The organism is Sphingomonas sp. P2_B6 (assembly GCF_056404755.1).
The window spans coordinates 138,148-162,010 of the sequence record NZ_JBFUDK010000003.1; the positions used below are offsets into that span (position 1 = coordinate 138,148).

General features: G+C 67.4%; 25 protein-coding genes. 11 read left to right on the plus strand and 14 right to left on the minus strand.

Features of this window, described 5'->3' with window-relative positions:
* Position 1 precedes the first annotated feature (1 nt).
* Genes AC1DX5_RS05205 through AC1DX5_RS05215 form a run of 3 tightly spaced genes read right to left on the minus strand, consistent with a single transcriptional unit; the run spans position 2 to position 1,593 of the window.
* Positions 2-301: an NAD(P) transhydrogenase subunit alpha part 2 gene (locus AC1DX5_RS05205; RefSeq protein WP_465170906.1), complete on the minus strand. Its 300-nt coding sequence runs from the start codon at positions 299-301 to the stop codon at positions 2-4.
* 35 nt (positions 302-336) lie between these two features.
* A complete protein-coding gene (locus tag AC1DX5_RS05210) occupies positions 337-1,458 on the minus strand; it encodes an NAD(P) transhydrogenase subunit alpha (protein WP_478014432.1) in 1,122 nt (373 codons plus the stop codon).
* 6 nt (positions 1,459-1,464) lie between these two features.
* Positions 1,465-1,593 (minus strand): aa3-type cytochrome c oxidase subunit IV, encoded by a 129-nt coding sequence (locus AC1DX5_RS05215; protein WP_465170909.1) that lies wholly within the window; start codon positions 1,591-1,593, stop codon positions 1,465-1,467.
* Between the two features lie 144 nt (positions 1,594-1,737).
* Between AC1DX5_RS05215 and AC1DX5_RS05220 the strand changes: the two genes are divergently transcribed.
* Positions 1,738-3,159 (plus strand): sigma-54-dependent transcriptional regulator, encoded by a 1,422-nt coding sequence (locus AC1DX5_RS05220; RefSeq protein WP_478014433.1) that lies wholly within the window; start codon positions 1,738-1,740, stop codon positions 3,157-3,159.
* 101 nt (positions 3,160-3,260) lie between these two features.
* Positions 3,261-4,475: a Gfo/Idh/MocA family protein gene (locus AC1DX5_RS05225; RefSeq protein ID WP_478014434.1), complete on the plus strand. Its 1,215-nt coding sequence runs from the start codon at positions 3,261-3,263 to the stop codon at positions 4,473-4,475.
* Here AC1DX5_RS05225 and folP read toward each other — a convergent pair.
* The 6 genes from folP to glmM all read right to left on the minus strand — a co-directional run bounded on the left by folP (position 4,472) and on the right by glmM (position 10,449).
* On the minus strand, positions 4,472-5,536 hold the full coding sequence (folP, locus tag AC1DX5_RS05230; RefSeq protein ID WP_465170912.1) for a dihydropteroate synthase: 1,065 nt from the start codon (positions 5,534-5,536) through the stop codon (positions 4,472-4,474). The two genes, AC1DX5_RS05225 and folP, sit on opposite strands and share 4 nt — an antisense overlap.
* Before the next feature lie 112 nt (positions 5,537-5,648).
* Entirely contained in the window at positions 5,649-6,785 is a 1,137-nt protein-coding gene (locus AC1DX5_RS05235) for a DNA methyltransferase (RefSeq protein ID WP_465170913.1), read from the minus strand.
* A 201-nt stretch (positions 6,786-6,986) separates the two neighbouring features.
* Entirely contained in the window at positions 6,987-7,601 is a 615-nt protein-coding gene (locus tag AC1DX5_RS05240) for a ribonuclease HII (protein ID WP_478014435.1), read from the minus strand.
* Positions 7,586-8,716, minus strand: coding sequence for a bifunctional hydroxymethylpyrimidine kinase/phosphomethylpyrimidine kinase (gene thiD / locus AC1DX5_RS05245; RefSeq protein ID WP_478014436.1), 1,131 nt, complete (start codon positions 8,714-8,716; stop codon positions 7,586-7,588). The genes AC1DX5_RS05240 and thiD overlap by 16 nt, the downstream gene beginning before the upstream one ends.
* Before the next feature lie 112 nt (positions 8,717-8,828).
* Complete coding sequence (locus AC1DX5_RS05250) at positions 8,829-9,059, minus strand: DUF1272 domain-containing protein (RefSeq protein WP_478014437.1); 231 nt, start codon at positions 9,057-9,059, stop codon at positions 8,829-8,831.
* A gap of 49 nt (positions 9,060-9,108) precedes the next feature.
* Positions 9,109-10,449, minus strand: coding sequence for a phosphoglucosamine mutase (gene glmM / locus AC1DX5_RS05255; RefSeq protein WP_478014438.1), 1,341 nt, complete (start codon positions 10,447-10,449; stop codon positions 9,109-9,111).
* Positions 10,450-10,525: 76 nt separating this feature from the next.
* Between glmM and AC1DX5_RS05260 the strand changes: the two genes are divergently transcribed.
* The 5 genes from AC1DX5_RS05260 to AC1DX5_RS05280 all read left to right on the plus strand — a co-directional run bounded on the left by AC1DX5_RS05260 (position 10,526) and on the right by AC1DX5_RS05280 (position 16,167).
* On the plus strand, positions 10,526-11,788 hold the full coding sequence (locus AC1DX5_RS05260; protein WP_478014439.1) for a dicarboxylate/amino acid:cation symporter: 1,263 nt from the start codon (positions 10,526-10,528) through the stop codon (positions 11,786-11,788).
* 317 nt (positions 11,789-12,105) lie between these two features.
* The gene (locus AC1DX5_RS05265) at positions 12,106-12,861 is read left to right on the plus strand and encodes a hypothetical protein (protein WP_478014440.1); all 756 of its coding nucleotides are present in this window, start codon (positions 12,106-12,108) and stop codon (positions 12,859-12,861) included.
* Positions 12,858-14,105 carry a hypothetical protein gene (locus AC1DX5_RS05270; RefSeq protein WP_478014441.1) on the plus strand — a complete coding sequence of 416 codons (1,248 nt, stop codon included), beginning with the start codon at positions 12,858-12,860 and terminating at the stop codon, positions 14,103-14,105. The genes AC1DX5_RS05265 and AC1DX5_RS05270 overlap by 4 nt, the downstream gene beginning before the upstream one ends.
* The gene (locus AC1DX5_RS05275; RefSeq protein WP_478014442.1) at positions 14,102-15,007 is read left to right on the plus strand and encodes a glycosyltransferase family 2 protein; all 906 of its coding nucleotides are present in this window, start codon (positions 14,102-14,104) and stop codon (positions 15,005-15,007) included. Before AC1DX5_RS05270 ends, AC1DX5_RS05275 begins: the two co-directional genes overlap by 4 nt.
* The gene (locus tag AC1DX5_RS05280; RefSeq protein ID WP_478014443.1) at positions 15,004-16,167 is read left to right on the plus strand and encodes a phenylacetate--CoA ligase family protein; all 1,164 of its coding nucleotides are present in this window, start codon (positions 15,004-15,006) and stop codon (positions 16,165-16,167) included. The genes AC1DX5_RS05275 and AC1DX5_RS05280 overlap by 4 nt, the downstream gene beginning before the upstream one ends.
* A gap of 172 nt (positions 16,168-16,339) precedes the next feature.
* On the opposite strand, the gene AC1DX5_RS05285 is transcribed toward AC1DX5_RS05280, so the two are convergent.
* Complete coding sequence (locus AC1DX5_RS05285) at positions 16,340-16,963, minus strand: class I SAM-dependent methyltransferase (protein ID WP_478014444.1); 624 nt, start codon at positions 16,961-16,963, stop codon at positions 16,340-16,342.
* Between the two features lie 26 nt (positions 16,964-16,989).
* Entirely contained in the window at positions 16,990-18,225 is a 1,236-nt protein-coding gene (locus AC1DX5_RS05290) for a BtaA family protein (protein WP_478014445.1), read from the minus strand.
* 239 nt (positions 18,226-18,464) lie between these two features.
* On the opposite strand from AC1DX5_RS05290, the gene AC1DX5_RS05295 reads away from it, so the two are divergent.
* Complete coding sequence (locus tag AC1DX5_RS05295) at positions 18,465-18,803, plus strand: hypothetical protein (RefSeq protein ID WP_478014446.1); 339 nt, start codon at positions 18,465-18,467, stop codon at positions 18,801-18,803.
* Positions 18,804-19,076: 273 nt separating this feature from the next.
* Here AC1DX5_RS05295 and AC1DX5_RS05300 read toward each other — a convergent pair whose 3' ends face one another.
* The 3 genes from AC1DX5_RS05300 to AC1DX5_RS05310 all read right to left on the minus strand — a co-directional run bounded on the left by AC1DX5_RS05300 (position 19,077) and on the right by AC1DX5_RS05310 (position 21,119).
* On the minus strand, positions 19,077-19,802 hold the full coding sequence (locus AC1DX5_RS05300) for an anti-sigma factor (RefSeq protein WP_465170926.1): 726 nt from the start codon (positions 19,800-19,802) through the stop codon (positions 19,077-19,079).
* Entirely contained in the window at positions 19,799-20,380 is a 582-nt protein-coding gene (locus AC1DX5_RS05305) for a sigma-70 family RNA polymerase sigma factor (protein WP_465170927.1), read from the minus strand. The genes AC1DX5_RS05300 and AC1DX5_RS05305 overlap by 4 nt, the downstream gene beginning before the upstream one ends.
* 151 nt (positions 20,381-20,531) lie before the next feature.
* Entirely contained in the window at positions 20,532-21,119 is a 588-nt protein-coding gene (locus AC1DX5_RS05310; protein ID WP_478014447.1) for a DUF1579 domain-containing protein, read from the minus strand.
* A 53-nt stretch (positions 21,120-21,172) separates the two neighbouring features.
* Between AC1DX5_RS05310 and AC1DX5_RS05315 the strand changes: the two genes are divergently transcribed.
* From AC1DX5_RS05315 to glyA, 3 genes are all read left to right on the plus strand, one after another.
* Positions 21,173-22,012: a LytTR family DNA-binding domain-containing protein gene (locus AC1DX5_RS05315; RefSeq protein ID WP_478014448.1), complete on the plus strand. Its 840-nt coding sequence runs from the start codon at positions 21,173-21,175 to the stop codon at positions 22,010-22,012.
* 84 nt (positions 22,013-22,096) lie between these two features.
* Positions 22,097-22,549 carry a ribose 5-phosphate isomerase B gene (gene rpiB, locus AC1DX5_RS05320; RefSeq protein ID WP_478014449.1) on the plus strand — a complete coding sequence of 151 codons (453 nt, stop codon included), beginning with the start codon at positions 22,097-22,099 and terminating at the stop codon, positions 22,547-22,549.
* Positions 22,546-23,862, plus strand: coding sequence for a serine hydroxymethyltransferase (glyA, locus tag AC1DX5_RS05325; RefSeq protein ID WP_465170931.1), 1,317 nt, complete (start codon positions 22,546-22,548; stop codon positions 23,860-23,862). The genes rpiB and glyA overlap by 4 nt, the downstream gene beginning before the upstream one ends.
* The last annotated feature ends 1 nt before the right edge of the window (position 23,863 follow it).

Below are 23,863 nucleotides of genomic sequence, written 5' to 3' on the forward strand. Positions count from 1 at the left end.
CTCACTTCGCCGCGGGCTTGTCCTTCTTCTTGTACATGGCGAGCATCCGCTCGGTGACGGCGAAGCCGCCAAAGATGTTCACGCTGGCGAACACCACCGCGAGCAGCCCCAGCCATTTCGACGAGGCCGACCCGCCCGCCGCCGCCGAACTGGCGATCAGCGCGCCGACGATGATCACCGAGGAAATCGCATTGGTCACCGCCATCAGCGGCGTGTGCAGCGCTGGCGTGACCGACCAGACGACATAATAGCCCACGAAACAGGCCATGACGAAGATCGACAGGATCGAGATGAAGTCCATTTTCTACTCCTGATCCTCCCCGGCACGGGAGAACGTCATGCCAGCAGCCGAGTGTTCACGACCTTGCCGTCCCTGGTCAGCCGGATCGCGTCGCCGATCTCCGCGTCGAGCACCGGCTTGCCCGCTTCCTTGTCCCAGAAGGCGCTGAGGAAGTTGAACAGGTTGCGCGAGAAGAGCGCCGAGGCATCCGCCGCCAAGCGGCCCGCCACGTTGCGGTGCCCGACGATCTTCACGCCCGAAACGGTCACGACCTCGCCCGCGACCGCGCCCTCGACATTGCCGCCCTGCTCGACTGCGAGGTCGACGATCACGCTGCCCGGTTTCATCGACGCGACCTGCGCCGCCGAGATGAGGCGCGGGGCCGGACGTCCGGGAATCAGCGCGGTGGTGATGACGATGTCCTGCTTGGCGATATGGCCCGAGACCAGCTCGGCCTGCGCCGCCTGATATTCGGGCGACATCTCGCCGGCATAGCCGCCCGATCCCTCGCCTTCGATACCGACGACATTCTCGACGAAGATCGGTTTCGCGCCGAGCGACTGGATCTGCTCCTTCGTCGCCGAGCGCACATCGGTCGCCGAGACCTGCGCGCCGAGGCGCCGCGCGGTGGCGATCGCCTGGAGGCCGGCGACGCCGACGCCCATCACGAACACGCGCGCGGCGGAGACCGTGCCCGCCGCGGTCATCATCATCGGAAAGGCCCGGCCATATTCGGCCGCCGCATCGAGCACTGACTTGTAGCCGGCCAGGTTCGATTGCGAGGACAGGATATCCATCGACTGCGCCCGCGTGATCCGCGGCATGAATTCCATCGCCAGCGCTTCATAGCCGCCCGCCGCATAGGCATCGACCCGGGCGCGCTCACCGAACGGGTTGAGGCTCGCGACGATCCAGGCGGCGGGCGCCGCGCCGCTCAGGCTCGCCGGATCGGGGCCCTGAACGCCGAACACGATATCGGCATCCTTCAGCGTGTCGGCACGCGACCCGACCGTCGCGCCCGCCACGGCATAATCCGCATCGGCATAGGACGCAGCCTCGCCGGCACCCGATTCGACCGCCATCGCGGCGCCGAGCGCAATGAATTTCCTGACCGTTTCGGGGGTCGCGGAAACGCGGCTTTCCCCTGCGGCCTGCTCCTTGAGGACCGCGATCTTCACCCGGCGCTACTTGCCGGAGATCAGCCAGATCACCAGAAAGGCGATCAGGAAACAGCCAACGGCGCCCCATTTCAGCATCCCGATCACCTTGTGATAGGTCGCTTCGTGAACCTTGATCTCGCCGTCTCCGGCCATCGGTCGTCCCCTGCCTGTAAACTTGTGCAGGCTGCTTAGCGGGCGCCGCGCCGTCCCTCAAGTCCCGCCTTGAGACGGTTAAGGCGCCCTTTACACCTGCGCTCTATGGTTACCGCTCGATCCGGGGACATTGGAACGGGCGGGATGACGCGCAACCGGCAGCGGCTGTTGATGCTGATCGACGACGAACCGGCGCAGCGCCGTCTCGTCGCGGCGCTCGCCGCGCGACGGGGATGGCGCGCGATCTTCGCCGATGAAGGCGAGATGGCGATCGCCATGCTCGACGGGCAGGACGATGTGGCGCTCGACGCCATCCTGCTCGATCACTGGTCGCCGGACGCCGACGCGACATCGCTGATCGCCGAAATTCGCCGGCGCCGCCCGGCACTGCCGCTCCTGATGCTGACCGCCAACGGCTCGGTGGCGCATGCCGTCGCGGCGATGCGCGCCGGCGCGAGCGACTTCCTCGTGAAACCGCTCGCCCCGGAACGGCTGCTCTGCGCACTCGACGCGGCGGTCGCCCCAAGGGCAGCGGGCGAGTTGCGCCCGCTGACGGAAAAAGTCCGCGCCACGCTCGCCTTTGACGAGATCGTCGGTTCCGCCCCCGATTTTCGCGCGGCCCTTGCCGTCGCCGCCAAGGCAGCCCGCGCCCGGGTCCCGGTGCTGATCGAGGGCGAAAGCGGCGTGGGCAAGGAAATGGTGGCCGAGGCGATCCATGCCGCCTCCCCGCGCGGCAGGAAGCCGATGATCTCGGTCAATTGCAGTTCGATCCCCGCCAACCTGATCGAGTCCGAACTGTTCGGGCATGAAAAAGGCGCGTTTGCCGGCGCGTTCGACCGCAGGATCGGCCGTTTCCAGGAAGCGGACGGCGGCACGCTGTTCCTCGACGAGGTCGGCGAGATGCCGTTCGACGCCCAGGTCAAATTGCTGCGCGTGCTGCAATCGGGCGAGATTCAGCCGATCGGCGCGCGCCATGTCCGCGAAATCGATGTCAGGATCATCGCCGCGACCAACCAGCGGCTGATCGGGGCGGTGGAGGCCGATCGCTTTCGCGAGGATCTCTATTACCGCCTCAACATCGTCCATGTGACGATCCCGCCACTGCGGGAGCGCGCCGGCGATATCCCGGCGCTGACCCGCCACTTCCTCGCGCGAATCGCCGAGCAGCCCGGCCTGCGCGAACTCGGCATCACCGAGGATGCGCTGGCCCTGCTCGGGAGCTATGACTGGCCGGGCAATGTCCGCCAGCTCCAGAACGCGCTGTTCCGCGCCGCCATGCTGTGTGATGGCGATGCCCTTACCCGGCTCGATTTCCCGGAGATCACCGCGCTTGGCTCGCGGCGTCATGGCCCGGCCGGGCCTTCGCCGTTGGCGCCCAGCGGCGGGATCACCCTCTTTCACCCCGACGGCAATCTGCGCGCGCTGGAGGACATCGAAGGGGATGTGATCCGTCTCGCCATCGGCCATTATCGCGGCCGCATGACCGAGGCTGCCCGCCGGCTCGGGATCGGGCGGTCCACGCTCTATCGCAAGCTCAGCGAGCTCGGCATCGACAACGTCGCCTGAAAGAGCCGTTACCGCTATCATCTCGTCACCCCCGCCCTCGATATGCTATAGGATTCTCCACGGCCCGCGACGTGTCGCCGCGTGAAGCCGGGGAGATCCGAATGTCGAACGAGATGTCGCGCCGCACCCTGATCGAGCTCGGCCTTGCGGGTGCATCCGTCGCCGTCGCGGGAGCGGCGGTCGCCAGGCCCGGCGGCAACCCGCTTCCTCAATCCCGGGACAGGCCGGCGCTGGCTGACGGGGACAAGATCGGCTTCGCGGTCGTCGGCCTGGGCAAGCTCGCCCTCGGCCAGATCATCCCCGGCCTGAAGACGGCGAAGAGCGCCAAGCTGGTCGCCGTCGTCAGCGGCGATCCCGCCAAGGCCAGGCGCATCGCGGCGGAGAACGGACTGCCCACCGATGCGATCTACAACTACACTGATTACGATCGCATGGCGAAGGACCCGCGCATCCAGGTCGTCTACATCGTCCTGCCCAATTCGATGCACGCCGAATACACCATTCGAGCCCTGAAAGCCGGCAAGCATGTGCTGTGCGAAAAGCCGATGGCGACCAGTGTCGCCGATTGCGAGGCGATGATCGCCGCCGCGAAAGCCGCCGACCGCAAGCTGATGATCGCTTATCGCTGCCATTACGAGCCGCTGAATCTGGCCGCGATGCGCCGGCTCCGCTCGGGCTCGCTCGGCAAGCCGCGCATCGTCACCACCGATATGGGCCGCCAATCGACCCTGTCGGATCCGTCCGACGCCTGGCGGCTCGACATGAAGATGTCGGGCGGCGGCGCGCTGGCCGATATGGGCGTCTATGGCATCAACGCGTCGCGCTATCTGCTCAACGAGGAACCAGTCGAGGTCCGCGCCTGGGCGAAGACCGACCGCACCGATCCGCGCTTCAGGACCGTCGAGGATGTCGTCTCCTGGCAGTTCCGCTTCCCCTCGGGCACGATCGCCAACGGCACCACCTCCTTCTCCTGCGCCGGGACCATGGCCTATCAGGTGTTCTGCGAGAATGGCCGGCTGGTGGCCGATCCGGGCTGCTTCTATGGCGGCAACAAGCTCAGCCTGATCGGCGTGCCGGCCGCGCAGGGGGCGCCGAAGATCACCGAGATCGACCAGTTCGAACGCGAGATGGACTGGATGGCCGATGTCGTGCGCGGCAAGGTGCCTCTGGTCACCCCGGGCGAGGAAGGCCTGCAGGACGTTCGGCTGATGACCGCGATCCTGGAATCGGTGGCAAAGGGCGGCGCGACGGTGAAGACCGACTGGGGCTACAGGCGCGCCCATGATCCGGCGGCCGTGGTGGATTTGCCCGCCTAGCGCGCTGCGACCAGCGCCGCGTCCTTCAGCCCGCGCCATACGCGCAGCGCCTGTACCGTTTCCGCCACGTCGTGGACGCGGAGCAATTGCATGCCCGACTCGATGCCCTTCAATGCCAGCGCGATCGACCCGCCCAGCCGCTGGTCGGCCGGCGCCTCGTTGGACAGCGCCCCGATCATTCGCTTGCGGCTGGCGCCGAGCATGATCGGGCAGCCAAGGCCGTGGAACAGCGCGAGCCCGTTGAGCAGCGCCAGATTGTCCTGCAGCGACTTGCCGAAGCCGATGCCGGGATCGATCATGATCTTCGCCCGATCGACCCCCGCCGCCGCCACTGCTGCGACGCGCGCCTCGAGCCAGTCGAACACGTCGGTCAGCACGTCGCCATAGCCTTCGCCGCCATGCGGGCCCTTTTTGGGGTCGGGCGAATGCATCAGGATCACCGGACAGCCAGTCCGCACGACCACGTCCAGCGCGCGGTCGTCCCACAGCAAGGCCGACACGTCGTTGACGATCGCCGCGCCAGCGGCCAGCGCCGCCTCCATCACCACCGCCTTGCGCGTGTCGACCGAGATCAGCGCGCCGCTCTTCGCCAGCCGCTCGATGACGGGCACGACGCGTTTCACTTCATCGCCTTCCCATACCAGAGGCGCGCCGGGCCGGGTGGATTCGCCCCCGATGTCGATCAGCGTCGCGCCCTTGACCGAAAGGTCGAAGCCGGCCTCGGCTGCCGCGGCCGGGTCAGTCAGCTTGCCGCTGTCGGAGAAGCTGTCGGGCGTCACGTTGAGGATGGCGGCAACCGTCGGCTGGTCGAACCGCAGCACGCGCTCACCAAGGGTCAGCGCCGGGCGGGGCGCGGTGATCGCGGCATGCAGCCCGGCCGCCCGCTCGTTCCCGCCCAGGTCGCTCTCGAAGGCGGCGATCGGCACGGTGCGGCGCTTGCCGCCCTCGATTACTTCATAAGCGGAGAACCACGTCATCCCGCCCGCCAGCCGCGCGACCTCGCCGTCCCGGCCTATGGGCGTGTCGACGAACTGGACGGGGCGGAGGTGGAGCCTGGTCATCGATCCTCTTTCGTCATGCCGGACTTGTTCCGGCATCCATCGTTCCGCACATCTTGCGCGTTGGGCTCCTGCGGCACGATGGACCCCGGAACAAGTCCGGGGTGACGTCTGGTTAAGGCTGAGTCGCCAGCAGATATTCCTGCCGCAGCGCGTCGATCGGCTTGAGGCCCTCAGGCGTCTCGTAGTGCCAGAAGGTCCAGCCATTGCAGGCCGGTGCATTCTGCAGGGTCGAGCCGAGCTTGTGGATCGAGCCCGTGATATCGCCGCTCATCACTGAGCCATCGGCGCGCACGGTCACGCGGAAGCGGCGCTTGCTGTCGGTCAGCACGGTGCCCGCCACCAGCATGCCGTTCTCGACGATCGTGCCGAACGCCACGCGCGGCGCGGATTTGGGCGACTGCATCGTCACCAGCGCGGATTCGTCGAGCGGCAGCGCCGCCTCGATCCGCTCCAGCGCCGCGGCGCAATAGCCCGCCTCGCGCTCTATGCCGATCCAGCGCCGCCCGAGCCGCTTGGCGACCGCACCCGTGGTGCCGGTGCCGAAGAACGGATCGAGCACCACGTCGCCCGGCTTGGTGCAGGCGAGCAGGATGCGATAGATCAGTGCCTCGGGCTTCTGCGTCGGGTGCACCTTCACGCCGTCGCGCTTCAGCCGTTCCTGGCCGCCGCAGATCGGGAATTCCCAGTCGCTGCGCATCTGCAGCTCGTCGTTCAAGGTCTTCATGCTGCGATAGTTGAAGGTGTAGCGCGCCTTCTCGCCCATCGATGCCCAGATCAGCGTCTCATGCGCGTTGGTGAAGCGGGTGCCCTTGAAGTTCGGCATCGGATTGGCCTTGCGCCACACGATGTCGTTGAGGATCCAATAGCCCAGGTCCTGGATCGCGCTGCCGACCTTGAAGATGTTGTGATAGCTGCCGATCACCCAGATCGCGCCATTGTCCTTCAGGATGCGCTTCGCCTCGGTCAGCCAGGCGCGGGTGAACTTGTCGTAGATGGCGAGCGAATCGAACTTGTCCCAGTCGTCGGTCACCGCGTCGACATGGCTGCCGTCGGGCCGGCTGAGATCACCGCCGAGCTGGAGGTTATAGGGCGGATCCGCGAAGATCAGGTCGACCGACTTGGCCGGCAGCGCCCGCATCGCGGTGATGCAATCCTGCATGATGATGCTGTCGAGCGGCAGCTCGGCACCCGGCAGCGTGTCCGCCACTGGCGCCGTCGCGCGCGCCCTAACCTTCTCGATCACACCCATTACCAGCTACCCCCATTGAAGAGCGGTGCATCCCTGCGGATGTACGGACTCGGGTCAAGCAGAGTTTAGTTAACGGGAACGCTTGCCAAATTCTTAACAAACCGGAACATTTTAGGAAGCTGCCCAGATGTTGAGTCGAGTTATCCACAGGGACTCAATCCATGGTGTGTGGCCAAAAAGACTCACGAACCGAGATTTGGCCTAGAAATCGAGCCAGGCTTGGGCGACCGGCGCGAAGCTGCGCCGGTGCAGGGGCGACGGGCCATGCGCGCGCAGCGCATCGAGGTGCGCGCGGCAGGCATAGCCCTTGTTCGAATGCCATCCATAATGCGGGTGCGATTCGGCATGGGCGATCATGATCGTGTCGCGGGTGTGCTTGGCGATGATCGATGCCGCGGCGATCGACAGCGAGATCGCATCGCCCGACACGATCGCGGTCGCCTGATGCGTCCAGCGCGGCAGACGGTTGCCGTCGACCAGCACATGCGCCGGCAACAGGCCGAGCGCCTCGACCGCCAAGGTCATCGCCTTCATCGTTGCCCAATAGATGTTGAGCCGGTCGATCTCGTCCGCCTCGACGATACCGACACCGACTGTCGCGCAGTCACGCAGCCGGTCGTGCAGCCGCTGGCGCTCCGCGGCACTGAGTTTCTTCGAATCATCGATCCCGCGCGGGACGCCCCTGGCCGGCAGGATTACCGCCGCTGCGACCACCGGCCCGGCAAGCGGCCCGCGCCCGGCCTCGTCGACGCCGGCGACGGGCGCGAGGCAGAGCTTTTCATGCTTGAGCGATGGCCGCGTCACGACAGGCGCCATGCCGGAAAACGCCGATTCTCGCCAGCCTGATAGAGGCAGAGCGCATTGCCCGCGGGATCGGCGAGCCGTGCCTCGCGCCAGCCCCAGCTCTCCAGCACCGGATCCGATACGGCGACCCCGGCCTCGCGCAGGCGCACGACCAGCGCGTCCAGATCGCCGCATTCGAGGAACACCACCGGCTTGCCCGCGATCTCCTCCGCCGTCTCGATCGACAGCGTGGCGCCGCCCGTGCTTTCGAACCGGGCATAGCGCGGCGCCGACGCGACGATCTGGCGCAGGCCGAGCAGCCGGTAAAAACCGGCACTCGCCTCATAATCGGTGAGTGGCAGGGTGATCTGGTTGAGCATCGCCGCGCCGAGATCGCTGTCGAGCCGGACTGCCTGATGCCCCATCGGGCCGTGCCCGCCACCGAAGCCGGGCGCCTCTCGCAGGGCAAGACGAACGAACACGCGCGCTCGCGCGACGGAATCGGCCAGGGTCAGGCCACGCCCAAGCCCGGTCGCGATGGCGCTCGCCAGGGTACAGCCGGTGCCATGGCTGTGCCGTGTCTCGATGCGCGGATCGGCCCAGCGAATCTCTCCGCCATCGGCGAGGAGCAGCCGGTCTGTCACTTCCGCGCCGTCGCCATGCCCGCCCTTCACCAGCAGCGCGCCCGTACGCGCGCGAACCGTCGCCTCGCCACCCAGCGCGTCGAGCTCGGGCAGATTAGGCGTGGTCAGCGTGGCGACTCGCATTAGCCGCGCGAAGGCGGCGATCGTCGCATCGTCCGCCAACGTCGCGCCGCTGGTCGCGACCATGACCGGATCGAACACGATCGGGACGGCCGACATCGCTTCCAGCCGGTCCGCCACCGCATTGGCAGTGTCGGCCGATCCGATCATGCCGATCTTCACGGCATCCACGCCGATGTCGGACACGACCGCATCGATCTGGGCGATCACCATCTCGGTCGGGATCGGGTGCACGCCCTGCACACCCAGCGTGTTCTGCGCCGTGATCGCCGTGATCGCGGTCATCGCATGGCCGCCGAGCATGGTGACGGTCTTGATATCGGCCTGGATGCCCGCGCCGCCGCCCGAATCGGAGCCGGCGATGATGAGGATGCGCGGGGTCATTCTTCCCCCCTCCCGCTTTGCGGGAGGGGTCGGGGGAGGGCCTGTCTAAACGTCATTCCGGGAAGACATGCCCTCCCCTAGCCCCTCCCGCAAGCGGGAGGGGGACTTTACGTCACGCCCGCCCCTTGAACTTCCGCTCGATGGAAGCCGGATAGCGCAGCAGCGCATCGTCCACCCGCGCCGGCCGGTCCATCAGCTCGCCGCCGCAATTGGGGCAGCGATCGTCCATTGCCTCGGCGCAGGGGGCGCAGAAAGTGCATTCGAACGAGCAGATGAACGCACCCGCTTCGTCGGCGGGGAGGTCAGTGCCGCAGCGTTCGCAATCGGGGCGCATTTCAAGCATGGGTCAGTTCCGTCTTCTTCTCCCCTCCCGCAAGCGGGAGGGGGATTTGCTACGCAGCCGCCACGCGTACCGCGTCGCAGATCCGGTCGACCACGCGTTCGACCTGGGCGGGGTCGTCGCCCTCGGCCATCACCCGGATCACCGGCTCGGTGCCGGAGGGGCGGATCACCAGCCGGCCCCTGCCCTCCAGCTCGGCCTCGGCCTCGGCGATCACGGCCTTCACCGCATCCGCTTCGAGCGGCCTGCCGCCTTTGAAGCGCACATTCTTGAGCAGCTGGGGCAGCGGCTCGAAACGATGGAGCAGCTCGCTGGCGGGCAGGCCGGTCTCGACCAGCTCGGCGAGGATCTGCAACGCCGCGACCAGCCCGTCGCCGGTGGTGGCGTAATCGGACAGGATGATGTGGCCGGACTGTTCGCCGCCGACATTATAGCCCTGGGCACGCATCGCCTCGAGCACATAGCGATCGCCGACCTTGGTCCGGATCAGCTTGATGCCCTGAGTCGCGAGATGCCGTTCCAGCCCCAGGTTCGACATCACCGTCGCGACCAGCCCGCCATTGGCCAACTGCCCGCGCCGCGCCCAGCCGCTAGCGATCGTCGCCATCAGCTGGTCGCCGTCGACGACATGGCCCTGCTCGTCGACGACGATCAGCCGGTCGGCATCGCCGTCGAGCGCGATGCCGATCGCCGCGCCGGAAGCCACCACCGTCTCGCACAGCACCTGCGGCGCGGTCGAGCCGACCCCGTCATTGATGTTCTTGCCATTGGGTGAGGTGCCGATCGCGATCACTTCGGCGCCCAGTTCCCACAGCGCGGCGGGCGCGACCTGATAGGCGGCGCCATTGGCGCAATCGACCACGATCTTCAGCCCGTCGAGCCGGAGATGCCCGGGAAAGGTCGATTTGGCGAAATGGATGTAGCGCCCGCGCGCATCCTCGACGCGGCGCGCCCGGCCGATATCGGGCGAGGCCGCCAGTGGCACCTCGCCGTCGATCAGCGCCTCGATCGCCAGCTCGTCGGCGTCGGACAGCTTGTAGCCGTCCGGCCCGAACAGCTTGATGCCGTTATCGGCATAGGGATTGTGGCTGGCCGAGATCATCACGCCGAGATCGGCGCGCATCGACTGAGTGAGCATCGCGACCGCGGGCGTCGGCATCGGGCCGACCAGCACCACGTCCATGCCCACGCTGGTGAAGCCCGCGACCATCGCATTCTCCAGCATATAGCCCGACAGCCGGGTGTCCTTGCCGATCACGACGCGATGCTTGTGCTCGCCACGCACGAAATGCGCGCCGGCCGCCATACCGACCTTCATCGCCATCGCTGCCGTCATCGGGGAGAGGTTGGTTGCCCCGCGAATCCCATCGGTGCCGAAATATTTTCTTGCCATGCCAGCGCGTCCGTTCAGCTATGCAGCCCAATTCAGTGAAGCGGCGTGATAGCGCCGGATAAGTCGAAGGGCGAGCATGTCGCAAGCAACCCGCATTCTCCTGGCCCTGGTTCTGGGGCTGGCCATCGGCATCGGTCTCGCGACCTGGTCGCCGGGCTCGGCCGAAAGCGGCCTGATCGTCGCGCAGCCGATCGGCACTGCCTGGCTCAATGCGCTGCAGATGACGATCGTGCCGCTGGTCGTGTCGCTGCTCATCACCGGCGTCGCGGCGACCGCCGCGGCGGCGCGTGCCGGGCAGGTCGCCGGCCGCGCGCTCGGCCTGTTCATCGGGCTGTTGTGGTTTTTCTCCGCCTTCGCGGCGATCGTCACCCCGTTGCTGCTGGGCTGGTTTCCGCTGCCGACCGAGGCGGCAACAGCGCTGCGCGCTGCGCTCGGCGCGACGGCGCCGGTCGGCGCGGTGCCACCCTTTGCCGACTTCATCGTTTCGATCGTGCCGACCAATCCCGTCACCGCCGCCGCCACCAATGCCTTCCTGCCGCTGATCGTCTTCACCATGGTGTTCGCCTTCGCGCTTACCCGCCTGCCGGTCGAGCCGCGCGAGCTGCTGACGAAATTCTTCCAGGCAGTCGCGGACGTGATGCTGATCATCATCGGCTGGATCCTATGGCTCGCCCCGATCGGCGTGCTCGCTTTGGCCTATGTCGTCGGCGCGAAGGCCGGCACGGCGGCGTTCGGCGCGCTGCTTCATTATGTCGTGATCGTCTCGGGGATCGGCATCCTGGTGTGGATGACGGCTTACCCGATCGGCGCGATCGGCGGGCGGATCGGCCTTGCCCGCTTTGCCCGCGCGACCGGCCCGGCCCAGGCAGTGGCGATCAGCACGCAATCCTCGCTTGCCTCGCTGCCCGCGATGCTGCGCGGCGCCGAGGGGCTGGGCGTACCCGTCGCGACGTCGGGCGTGGTCCTGCCGCTCGCGGTCGCCATCTTCCGGGTGACCGGCCCGCCGATGAACCTCGCGGTCGCGATCTATGTCGCTTACTGGTTCGGCGTGCCGCTCGGGCCGGCGCAGCTCGCCGCCGGCGTCGCCGTCGCCGCGATCACCACCATGGGCGCCGTCAGCCTGCCCGGCCAGATTAGCTTCGTCACCTCGATCGCGCCGATCTGCATCGCGATGGGCGTGCCGGTCGCCCCGCTCGGTCTGCTGGTCGCGGTCGAGACCATCCCCGACATCTTCCGCACGCTCGGCAATGTGACGATGGACCTGGCGACGACGGTGACGGTCTCGGCGCGCACCGGCGGCGTCCCGGAGACGGAGGGCGACGCACTGCTCCGGGAATAGTCGGGGAATAGGGTGTGTGCCAGGACCGCGCGTGCCTGCGCCTGACCGGGCGATGCGCCTGGTCGAGGCGCTCCGGACGGTTGAATCGAGGGGACGGGAAATAGAACCAAAACGCCGGCAAATGCTGTCCGGCCCGCTTGACGGGCGAACACCGTCMGGGCACTCAATCCGGCGATTAGACCCGGGTCGTGAGATTACGGGCAAGTGTAGCGTGCAAATCTTAAAAGATCGTCAAAAGGTCGCTGAACTTGATCTCTCTTCACGACATCATCATGCCTGTCCTGGCGTCTATGCCGGACTCGCATCTGAAGAATGAATTGATCGGATCATTTTCGCGCCACAGACATCATTTCGGCAGGATCGAGACGGCGTTCCGGTCCCTGACCGCACGGCGGCAAGACCCGGAAACGCTGCGCCATTTCTTCCAGAGCTGGGCGCAGACCAATAACAGCGCGATGACGACGGCGGGGATCGGCAACCGTCTCACCCTGCTCCTGCACCGTAACAAGGACGTTCCCGACACGAAGGCGCTGCTGCGCGCGATGACCAGCCTTGACCGGATCATCGACGAAGATCTGGCGGTCACCCACAAGGTCCTGCATTCCGAAATGTACTACAGGATGGCGACGGACATCGTCGGCGACGACAAATGGTTGTTGCGGCGCTATCTTCATCCTTCCGCGATCGACTTCAAGGCGTGGAAGGACCAGGCGGCGCTGCGCAGCCCCGACCTGATCGTGTCGCTGCTGACCACGCTCGCCCACGAGATCTACACGCATGGCGAGGTCGAGTTCATCCTCCCGCTGTTCACGCGCTGGCTACGCGAGGATTATGGCGTCCCATCATCCGAATGCCGCCGGACGCTCGACTGGATCAGCGTGCATTGCGGGCCGACCGAACGGAATCATTTCTTCCACGCGCTCGATGCGATCCGGCATTATGGCGACGCGATGGACGCCGATATCAGCGACTATTCGCTCGACGAGATCGTCGGCACCTATCTCGAGAAGAAGGCGGCCGTGCTCGATCATGTCTGCCGGGAGGCCATGGCCGAACTCGAGCCCGTGCATTGACCATCGCCGCGCGCGACGCGGACGCGCCGATGCTGTGGATTGCGGACTGCGACTTCACCCCCGATCCGCGGCCGGCGCTCGCCGCGGCGCTCGGCGACCCGCCGGTGGTGGCGGTCGCGCAACTCGCCCCCGCTCCGGTGATCTGCACCGCTGCCTATCTCGAGCGGCTGCGCGACCTGAACCAGCTGCTCGACCGCGCGCTGCGCGCGATCGTGACGCATTATGCCGACGATCCCCGCATTCGCGCGGTCTATGCCCTGCCGGAAGCGCTCGAGGCGATCCTGCGCCTGGCGCATGGGCGGCCGTACCGGACCGGCTTCTATCGCCCCGATTTCGTCTACGACCTGGCAGGCGGCCCACGTCTTTGCGAGATCGGCGCGCGTTATCCGCTCAACGGCTGGATGCTCAGCCTGCGCGCCGGCGAAAGCTATGCGCCGCACGTCGCGCGCGCGGGGCTTGCGGTGCAGGCCGGGCAGGGCCGGTTCCTCGACGATCTGTGCGCCGCCTATCGCCCGGGCGAGACCGTCGCGATGGTGCATGCGCGCGAGGCGGGCACCGAGATCTTCCTGCTCGCCCAGGCGCTGCGCGATCGCGGCATCGCGTTCGTCCAGGCGCATCCGGCCATGCTGGCCGTGCAGGACGGCCGCCTCCTCGCCGCCGGCGCCCCAGCCGATCACTGCATCCTGGAAATGGATCGCAGCGAAGTGCCGCTGATCCCGCCGGAGGCGCTGCGGCACCTGATCGACAGCGGCGCCTATTTCAACGATGTCCGCACCCTGATCCTGGTCCATGACAAGCGCACGCTGGCCGTGCTGTGGGACGACACGATCATGCGCGACCTGCTGACCGCGGAGGACAATGCGGCGCTCCGATCCTTCCTGATCCCGTCATGGACGATCGCCGACCAGGCCGGCTGCGACGCGCTGCTCGCGCGCGACCAGGACATGATCGCGAAGCGCAGCAGCGGCGGCCGCGGCATCGACGCGCTGGTGCGGAGTGAATGCGGCGAGGCTGCGTGGCGCGCGCGGGTGCGCGCGGGATGGGCGGAGGACATGTACCAGCTCTATCTTCCGCAACGGGCATTCGCCGCGCCCGGCGAAGCTGCGCCAATTCACCTGGTCGGCATGCAATTGTGCCGCGACGACACCAGCTATGGCGCCGGCGTGTTTCGCGGATCCGACGAGAAGATCATCAACGTCCATGGCCGGCGCGGCCACATCTATGTCCCGCTGATCGCGCCGTGACGACGCTGTCCGTCATCATTCCGCTGTTCGACAAGCGCGCCTTTATCGGCGAGGCGATCGCGTCGCTGGCGCAGCAGGACATGCCGCCCGACCAACTGATCCTGGTCGACGACGCCAGCACCGACGGCAGCACCGAAGCCGCGGAACAGGCGCTCGCCGATCATGCCGACGCGCTGCGCCCGGCACGGGTGGCGCTGGTCCGGCGCCCGCGCAACGGCGGGCCCGGCGCGGCGCGCAACACCGGCCTCGACCGTGCCGACACCGACCTGATCCTCTGCCTGGATGCGGACGACGCCCTGCGCCCCGATGCGCTGCGCCGGATGCGCGAGGCGATGCGCGACCATGCGCTGGCGATGATGGTGCTCGGCTATGCCAGCGATCCGCCGGGCGAGGTGTTTCCGGAGATAAATGCCCTGGCCGGCGAGATCACCCCGCTGGCGGGCGACGTTCTGCTGCTCGCCGACCCGCTGCGCGCCGCCGCGAATCCCGATTTCCTCATGGGCCGGGCGAGCAACGTGGTCGTGCGCCGCGACGCGATCGGGGCGCATCGCTATCATCCGGCGGCGCGGCTGAACGAAGGGATCGACCTGTGGTACCGCGTCGCCCGGTCGATCGTGGCGGGCGGCGGCCGGGTCGGGCTGTTCGCCGCGCCGCTGATCCGGTTCCGCATTTCCGGCGAGAGCCTGTCGCACCGCGCGCATCGCGACTGGCGCACGCTCGAGGTGCCGCCGATCGTGCACCGGTACCGGGACAGCGGCGACCCGCATGACCGCGCGGTCGCGCGCATGCTGGCCGATCGCTGGCTGGCCCATGCCCTGTCGACCCTGCCCGACGACCAGAAGGCGCTGTTCCTCGTGCATCACGAGGATCTGCTGCTGCAGATGAACATGAGCGCAGCATGACCCCGCCCGACGACGCGACGCTGATGCGCGATTGTTTCCGCCGCGCACGCGAGCATGGCTTCTACCGCGCGCATTTCAGCGGCTTATCCGACTGGCGCGACGCCCCCGCCACCGACAAGAAGGTGCTGCTGGAGCAACTGAGCGACTTCGCGCCGGGCGACGAGCCGCGCGGCGTCTATCTGGTGCGCTCCGGCGGCAGCACGCAGCGGCCGCTGATCTTCCCGGTCGACATCGCCGAGAATCTCGCTCAGCGACAGGCGCTGTCGGCATGCCTGACGACGCACGGCGTGTTCGACGCCAGGACGGTCGCGCTCAACATCTTCGGCTATTCGGACCTGTACCGTACCGCCGCGATCCTCGACGACCTGCTCGAACGCTGCGACGCGACGACCCTGCCGATGAGCGCGCATGCGCGGTACGAGGACATGCTGTCGATCGCGCGGCGTTTCCGGCCGACGCATCTGCTCGGCACGCCGTCGAAGCTCATCCTGTTCGCGCATTTCCTGACCGATGCAGGCGAGACGCTGCCGATTCCGCAGCTTCTCTATGCTGGCGAGCCGCTGCGCGACACGACCCTGGCGCTGTTGCGCGCGACCTTCGGCACGGAACAGATCTGGTCGCTCTATGGCGGTGCGGAGACCGGCATCTGGGCATGGTGCGACGCCAGCCGCCATCCCGGCCTGTTCCGGATCCTGCCGGGTCTGGTGGTGGAAATTCTGGCGCCGGACGAAGACGGCTTCGGCCCGCTCGCCGTCACCAACGGCTTTCGGACTCGCTTTCCGGTGTTCCGCTACCGCGTCGGCGATGTCGGCCGGCTGGTCGAACGCGACGGCGAGCGCTTCCTCGAGCTGCGCGGGCGCGACAGCCGATCCTTCCAGTTCGCCGAGATGACCTTCGACCTGGACCTGATCGCGCCGCTGGTCAGCGCGGCCGACGGCTTCCAGCTGCAGTTGCGGTTCGACGCGCGAGGTCGCGACACGCTGCAATTGCTGGTGGTCGACGAGGCGGGTGCCTGCGCGACCGAGGCGATCGCCGCGCAACTGGCGCGGGTGCTGAACTGCGCCGCCGGCGCCTGCGAGGTCAGCCGCGTGCCGCGTGCCGGGCTGTACCAGGATCCGGCGACGACCAAGACACCGGCGATCGTCGATTTCCGGCGCTGACCGTCGGGACCGCGCCAGAGAGATTTCCAGGTCGCGTTATCCTCCCGTCCGTTCGCCCTGAGCTTGTCGAAGGGCCGCTCTTTCTTCCCGGGGAAAGAATGACAGGGCTCGGCAACCCCCGGGTCAAGTCCGGGCGGAACGGGAGAGGTAATTCCAGACACCCAGTTTTGCGCTAGGCCCGGCTCAGCCGCGCCGACCAGGCATAGCCGCGATAGAGCGGGCGGAAGGCGGCATGGAGACCTTGCGCGGTGGCAATTTCCTCCACCGCGCCGCGCAGGGTCGCGCGCGGCGACACGTCGAACCGGGCGAGCCATGCGAGCAACAGCCGGTGAAAGGCGCGGGGCAGGCCCTCCTGCTGGCCGAAATCGACGATGTCGAGCCGCCCGCCCGGCGCCAGCTTGGCCGCGCCTTCGCGGATCGCGCCGAGCCAGTCCGGGATCATCGACAGGGTATAGCTCTGGAACACCCGGTCGAACTGCGCGACGCCGAACAGCGCCTGCGCGTCGAACGCGGTCGCGTCGCCCTGCGCGAAGGCGATCCGGTCGGCCAGCCCGGCCTTCGCGACATTTGCGCGCGCGGTCTCCAGCATCGCCTCGGAAATATCGATGCCGTAGTAGCGTGCGTTCGGCCAGGCCCTGGCCGCGACGATCAGGTTGCGCCCGGTGCCGCAGCCGATCTCGATCACGCTGCCGCCCGGCGGGGGCGCGAGGTCGCGGATCAGCCGGTCGCGGCCGAGCAGGTAATATTTGCGGGTCAGGTCGTAGAAATGGCGCTGCGTCCGGTAGATCGCATCCATGTGCCCCGCATGGCCTGCATCCATGCTCAGCCCAGCACGTACAGGTGCACGCCGCCATAGATCGAGGACCGGTCGCGCTTCGTGTAATCGAGCGATTCCTCGGCGCGGTAATCCCAGCGGTCCAGCACTGCATCGGGCACGCGCCCGGGCAGGATCGTCGGGTTGCCCGCAGTGCGAAACAGCACACGCGCGCCGGGTTTCGCCGTCCGCGTGATCTCGGTCCACAGCTCGGTCAGCTGCTCGTCGGTCATCCAGTCCTGTGCGTCGAGCAGGATATAGCGGTCGAGCGAGGCGTCCTCGCGGCCGCGCAGATAATCGGTGAAGTTGACGTGGCGCACCTCGATCCGGTCGACGCGCTCGACGATCTCTTCGTAATGCTCGCGCTGCAGATAGGGCGGCAGCGGCGCCGATGGGCCATCGCCATAGCCGCGGTTGAACGCCTGCCAGGCGAAATAATTGTCCTTCAGGTCGAAATCGCAAGCGAGCTTTTCGAGCCGCTCGCGCAGCACCGTCGCCATCTTCTCGTCGCCGGCCAGCGCTTCGTACTGCGCCGGCGGGATGCCCAGGCCGAACAGCGAGGCGGGCTGATCGGTCAGCCAGCGGATAAAGCCCTTGTCGAACATCGGCGCGAATTCGCGGTCGAAGATCTCGCGCTGTTCCTCGATCGAATTGGCCTTGAGCAACACCTTCGGATTGAGTCCGTTCAGCCGCGCCAGGATATGCGCGACGCTGATGAAATTGCCGAGCAGCCCGCGCTTGTACACACCGCGGGCGAAGCCGCCGATGCGGCGGCGGCCGATCATGTCGCGCCCTTCCCAATAGCGCCGCGTCGTCTCGTCGAGATGCGGGCGCACATGAGCGCGATAGGCCTGGATGTTGGCGCGGCTGTTGGCGTTGCCGAAGAAGCGATGGAACGCCTCGTAATCCGGCAGCTGCCGGGCGGCGACGAGCTTCAGCTTGTTCAGCGCGATATGCGCGGTGTTGAGATCGACCGCAGTGATCGCCCGCGGGTTGGCGGTGAGATAGGAGAGCACGTTGCAGCCGCCCGACGCGATGGTGACGACATGGCTGTCGGGCGTGATCGCCAGCGCCTCCATATCGACCGCCGGATCTTCCCAGATCTGCGCATAGACAAGGCCGCGAAACGCGAAAGTGAAGGCGCGTTCGAGCAGGCCCTGCTTGGACAGATGATCGTGCCGGTGCACGGCGGCGCGCACGGCCTTGTTTTTGGAAGCGGCGGGCGATCGATCGGCGACAGCCATGACAAACTCTCCTCGCGGACCTGTGGCAAGCGGGGCCCACGCCCCGCTAGGACAATCCGATGACGCTTCCATGACGGCCCCGCGACTAAAATGATAGGGTGTCAGGATGGGTTGAGGTGGCGGAGCGGCGGGCTCTCGCGCCTTTTGCCGGCGGTTGAGGTTCAGGCGTCCCGATCAGATAGCTTGCCAACCGCATCGCTATAGGCGAGCAGCGCATCTTCAGGCATTCAGATCGACGCATGACCCGCAGGCATTCCAGAAAAGATCCCTATGGAGACCTGCACCGCGAGGAGGAAGCTCCGGCGGAAGTCGTAGTCTGCTGGCTCTGCGGCAGGCCGACCGGCAAGACCATCGTCTGGCACCATCCCGTGCCAAAGAGCCGGGGTGGGCGTGACGTCGTGCCGATGCACCCGATTTGCCAGCAGACGCTGATCGCCAATTTCACCAATGCCGAACTGCAGCGCCACGGGATGGATGTGGAGGCTCTGCTGGCCAACCCCAATGTGCGCAAATTCGTCGATTGGGTGGCGAAGAAGGACCCGGATTTCACCGCGACCACGGCCAAGAAGCAACGCTGACCGCGCTTGAAACCAACTCTCCGCTACCGGCCCGCATTGCCCGTGAACGATTGATTTCGGGGAAGCCGCCATCGGCCACGTTCGTGCCCGCGCCGTAATGGACCTGCCGGCGAAAGGGGGGCCGGCAGGTCCGTACGCATGGCGCCGCAAAGGAGGGGGAATGGCGGCGCCCGGGTTACTCGCCTTTCGCTTGGGAAGGAAAGACGGAGCTAATACGCCCGTCGAGTCCGGTCGGACGCACGACGGCGAAAATTTATTTCCGCGGGCCGGAACTCAGACTGGCGAAAGCGCGCCCGTCGCGACGACCGGGCCGGTCGGCAGCCCGGTCGGCGAGCCGCCCACCGGTTCGAGCGAGACGGCAAGCGTCGCGCCCGCCGCCAGGCGCGCGCGGTTGGCCTGGTCGACCGCAAGGCTCGATGCGCCGCTCGGGCGCAACAGGCCGAGCGAATGCGGCACGCCGTCGCCGCCGATCACCCATAACTCCGCACTGCGGCGCGCATCGGCCAGGGCGGCGGCGGTCAGCCGCAGCGCACCGCTCGCCGGATCATAGACCGCCGTCACCGGCGCACCCTTTTCGACCGGCGCAATCGAGGCGACGAGCATGGTCGCGGGCACGGCGGCTTGAGTCGGTGCCGGGCGCGGCGTGTAGTCGATCGGCCGCAGCACGATGAACAGCAGCAGCGCCGCCGCCGCGACGCTCGAAATGCCAGCCGCCGCCGGCCAGAAGAAGCGGCGATTGGGCGGCGTCGGCACGTCCATCGCCGCAGGGCCGTCGATCGTCCATTCGACTCGCTCGAGCACGCCGGCGGGCGCCGTCATCGCCGGCCAGAGATCGAATAATGGCGCGAGATAGTGGCGCCACCGCTCGACCTGCTGCGCGAAGCCGGGCTCGGCGAGCACGCGGCGCAGCGCGACAGCGCGTTCCTCGCCGTCGAGGATGCCCAGTGCCAGCTCGGCCGCCTCCACGTCCGGCGTATCCAGATCGATATCGTCGCTCATCGCTCGAGGCATTCCCGGAGCTTGGCGAGGCCGCGGCGGACCCAGCTCTTCATCGTGCCCAGCGGCACGGATTCGCGCTCGGCCAGTTCGGCATAGGTGACGCCGTCGAAAAAGGCGGTGCGGATCGCGCCGCGCTGGCGATCCTCAAGCGCTTCGAGGCAGCCGTGAAGGCGGTGCGCTTCTTCGTCGGCGACCAGCGTGTCGCTGACAAGCGGCGCCTCGTCGAGGATCGGCGGCGCATCCTCGATCGGAGTCGCTCGCCGCACGCCCTGCGCACGACGCCAGTCGATCGCCCGGTTGCGCGCGATCGTCGCAAGCCACGTGATCGGGCTCGCGCGGTGCGGCTCATAGGCGCCCGCCCGCTTCCAGATCGTCAGATACACGTCGTGCAACACATCTTCGGCCGCCTGCCTTTCGCCGCAGATACGGTAGCAGATGCCGAAAAGCTTCGCGGAGGTGAGCGCATAGAGATCGCGAAAGGCCGCACGGTCCTCATGCCCCGTCCGGACCAGCGCCTCGACCAGTTTCAGGCGCGCGTCACTGGCCTGTTGCAGGGCGGCTTGGGGCGAATCCGTCACGATCGGGACGCTAGAGCGTTTTCGAGCTGGCTGGAACAGCCCGCGGCTCGGAAAACGCGACAACCAAAAAAAACGGGAGCACTTCGACCTTGGTCGACGTGCTCCAGCCCCGGCGGGTATGCACGGCAATCCCGCGCATACCCGCCAGTCGTTATTTCTCGGTCATGCCGCCGGCGACCGGCCAGTCGGTGTTGCCCACCCGGGTCAGCTGCATGTCGAAGAAGCGCTGCGGCGGCTGGCCTGGCATGATTCGGTCGCCCACCTCATGCCATTTCCCGTTCTCCAGCGTGGCGGTATATTTGATCGTCGCCGGGCCTGCCGGGATTTCCCAGACATAACCCCGCACACCCTCACCGGCCGCCGGCACGATCGAGAAGGTCCCGGCGCGTCCCTGCGCATAGGAGCGGAAGGTATAGGCGCTGGTCGCCGGATCATAGGAGATCACCGCGAACGCGTTGAAGCCTATCGAGCCGTCGGGATTGAAACCCTTGCCCTCGATCACCTTGATCGTGCCGCCCAGGAAATTGCCGATCCGCTCGGTCTGGGTCACCCGGTGCTCGCCGCCAGGGCCCTGCGTCACGGCGGGGCCGCGCCAGGTGCCATCCATCCAGCTCAGTCTAGCGATCGCGGCGCGTTGCGCCTCGATCGTGGCCGGATCGACCGCCTGCGCCGCCGCGCCGGTGAGAGGGGTTGCCGCCAGCACCAGCGCCGCGGCGCGCACCCAGAATTGTCTCGTCACGCCATGCTCCTTCTTCGATTGCGTAGGCCCGGCCGGGATGGCAGCCTTGCGCCATGCCGAGCGCCCGCCCCGCTTTCCGTCTGCCGACCGCGCCCCGCAACGCCGGCTTCGCGAAGCACGCCCGAAACTTCGCGAATCGCGCCATGGCCCTGCCGGGTTTCCCGGTTCTGCCCATTGCCGGCCTGGCGGGGGGCATCTTGATGGTCGTGGTCGGCGCGTTCGGCACCGGGGAGATGCCGCTCGGCACCCGCATCGCCTTCTGGACGGTGCTGCTCGGGTGGAACGTGCTGAAATGGCAGCTCTGGTTCGCCCTGCTGGTCCACCGCACCGCCGACTGGTCCCGCGCCGCCGCGATCGGCACGATCATCCTCAACCTGCCGCTGCCGATCGAAATCTCGCTGGCGCTGCGCCTGTTCGGCGTAGACTATGCCGCCGATCCCGCGCGCACCTGGTCCGAGGCGCTGGCGATCAGCGGGGCGATCTTCCTCGTCCTGCTCATCGCCGGGATCAGTCGGCGAATGAATCCGCCCCCGGCCCCTCTGGTCGCCACCCCGTCGGCCGTGCTGCCCGACGGGTTGCTCGATCGCGCCGGGCTGACCGATCCTTCAGCGCTCCATGCGATCGAGGCGGAGGATCATTATTGCCGCCTGCACCTTGCGGGCGGCCGCAGTTTGCTCGTCCTGCATCGCTTCGGCGACGCGCTGGCCGAAGTCGCGGATTATGACGGGGCGCAGGTGCACCGCGGTGCCTGGGTCGCGGCAAACGGCATCGCCGGCGCGCGGCGCGACGGGCGGCGCTGGGTGTTGCTGCTCGCCGATGGCGCCGAGATTCCGGTCAGCGCCAGCTTCGCCGCCACGGCCCGCGACCGGGGCTGGCTGCGCGTCCGGCGATAAAGCATCGGCTAGCGGGTAGCGTTCGCCCCGCGCTTTGCGTAAAGGCCGCCGCATCCGCTTTCGCCGAGAAGGAGCGCGTCGTTCATGCGCATCGCCATAGCATCCGATCATGCCGCCTTCGCGCTGAAGGACATGCTGGTCGCGTGGCTTGGGGAACAGGGTCATGAGGTCGCCGATCTCGGACCGCATTCTGACGCGCGCGTCGACTATCCCGATTATGGCTTTGCGCTTGCCGGGTATGTCGCTGCGGGCAAGGCCGAGCGCGGCATTGCGCTGTGCGGTTCGGGCATCGGCATCTCGATCGCGGTCAACCGCCATCCCGGCGCCCGCTGCGCGCTGGTCGGCGAACCGCTGTCGGCGGCGCTCTGCCGCGAACATAACGACGCCAACATCCTCGCCATGGGCGCCCGGCTGACGGGCGAGGACATGGCCAAGGCCTGTATCACCGCTTTCCTGGCCACCGAATTCGCCGGTGGCCGCCACACCCCGCGCGTCGAGATGCTCGGCGCCCCCAGCTTCGCGAAGGAACCCGCATGAGCACCAATCCCCGCAGCCTCAATGATGTCCAGCCGGACGGCTTCTTCACCCGCGGCCTCGCCGAGGCGGATCCGGCGGTGTTCGGCGGCGTGCAGCATGAGCTGAAGCGCGAGCAGACCCAGATCGAGCTGATCGCCTCGGAGAACATCGTCTCCAAGGCAGTACTGCAGGCGCAGGGCTCGGTGTTCACCAACAAATACGCCGAGGGTTATCCGGGCAAGCGCTATTATCAGGGCTGCGAACCTTCGGACGAAGTCGAGACGCTGGCGATCGAGCGCGCCAAGAAGCTGTTCGATTGCGGCTTCGCCAACGTCCAGCCGCATTCGGGCGCGCAGGCGAACGGCGCGGTGATGCTGGCGCTGGTCAAGCCGGGCGAGACGATCATGGGCCTCAGCCTCGACGCGGGCGGGCATCTGACGCACGGCGCCAAGGCAGCGATGTCGGGCAAATGGTTCAACGCGGTCGCCTACGGCGTCGATCCGGTCACCCACCTGATCGATTTCGACCAGGTCGCGGCGCTGGCGCGCGAGCACAAGCCGAAGCTGATCATCGCGGGGGGCTCCGCCTATCCGCGCCAGATCGATTTCGCGAAGTTCCGCGCCATCGCTGACGAGGTCGGCGCGATCTTCATGGTCGACATGGCGCATTTCGCGGGCATCGTCGCAGGCGGCCTGCATCCCTCGCCGCTGGAGCATGCGCATGTCGTGACCACCACCACGCACAAGACCCTGCGCGGGCCGCGCGGCGGCATGGTGCTGACCAATGACGAAGCGATCGCCAAGAAGATCAACTCGGCGGTGTTCCCGGGGCTTCAGGGCGGCCCGCTGATGCATGTCATCGCCGCCAAGGCGGTCGCGTTCGGCGAGGCGCTCCAGCCCGAATACAAGAGCTACATCGCCGCGGTCGTCGAGAACGCCAAGATCCTCGCGGCCACGCTCAAGGAGCGCGGTGCCGAGGTCGTCTCGGGCGGCACCGACACGCATCTCGCGCTGATCGACCTCACCCCCCTGGGCGTGACCGGCAAGGATGCCGACGAAGCGCTGGAGCGGGCCGGCATCACCTGCAACAAGAACGGCATCCCCAACGATCCGCTGCCGCCGACCAAGACCAGCGGCATCCGCGTCGGCTCGCCCGCGGGCACCACGCGCGGCTTTGGCCCCGCCGAGTTCCGCGAGATCGGCAACATGGTCGCCGATGTGCTCGATGGCCTGCGCAAGAATGGCGAGCAGGGCGACGCCCAGGTCGAAGCGGCGGTGCGCGAGCGCGTGCTGGCCTTGTGCGCGCGCTTCCCGATCTATCCGGAAGGCGTGTGAT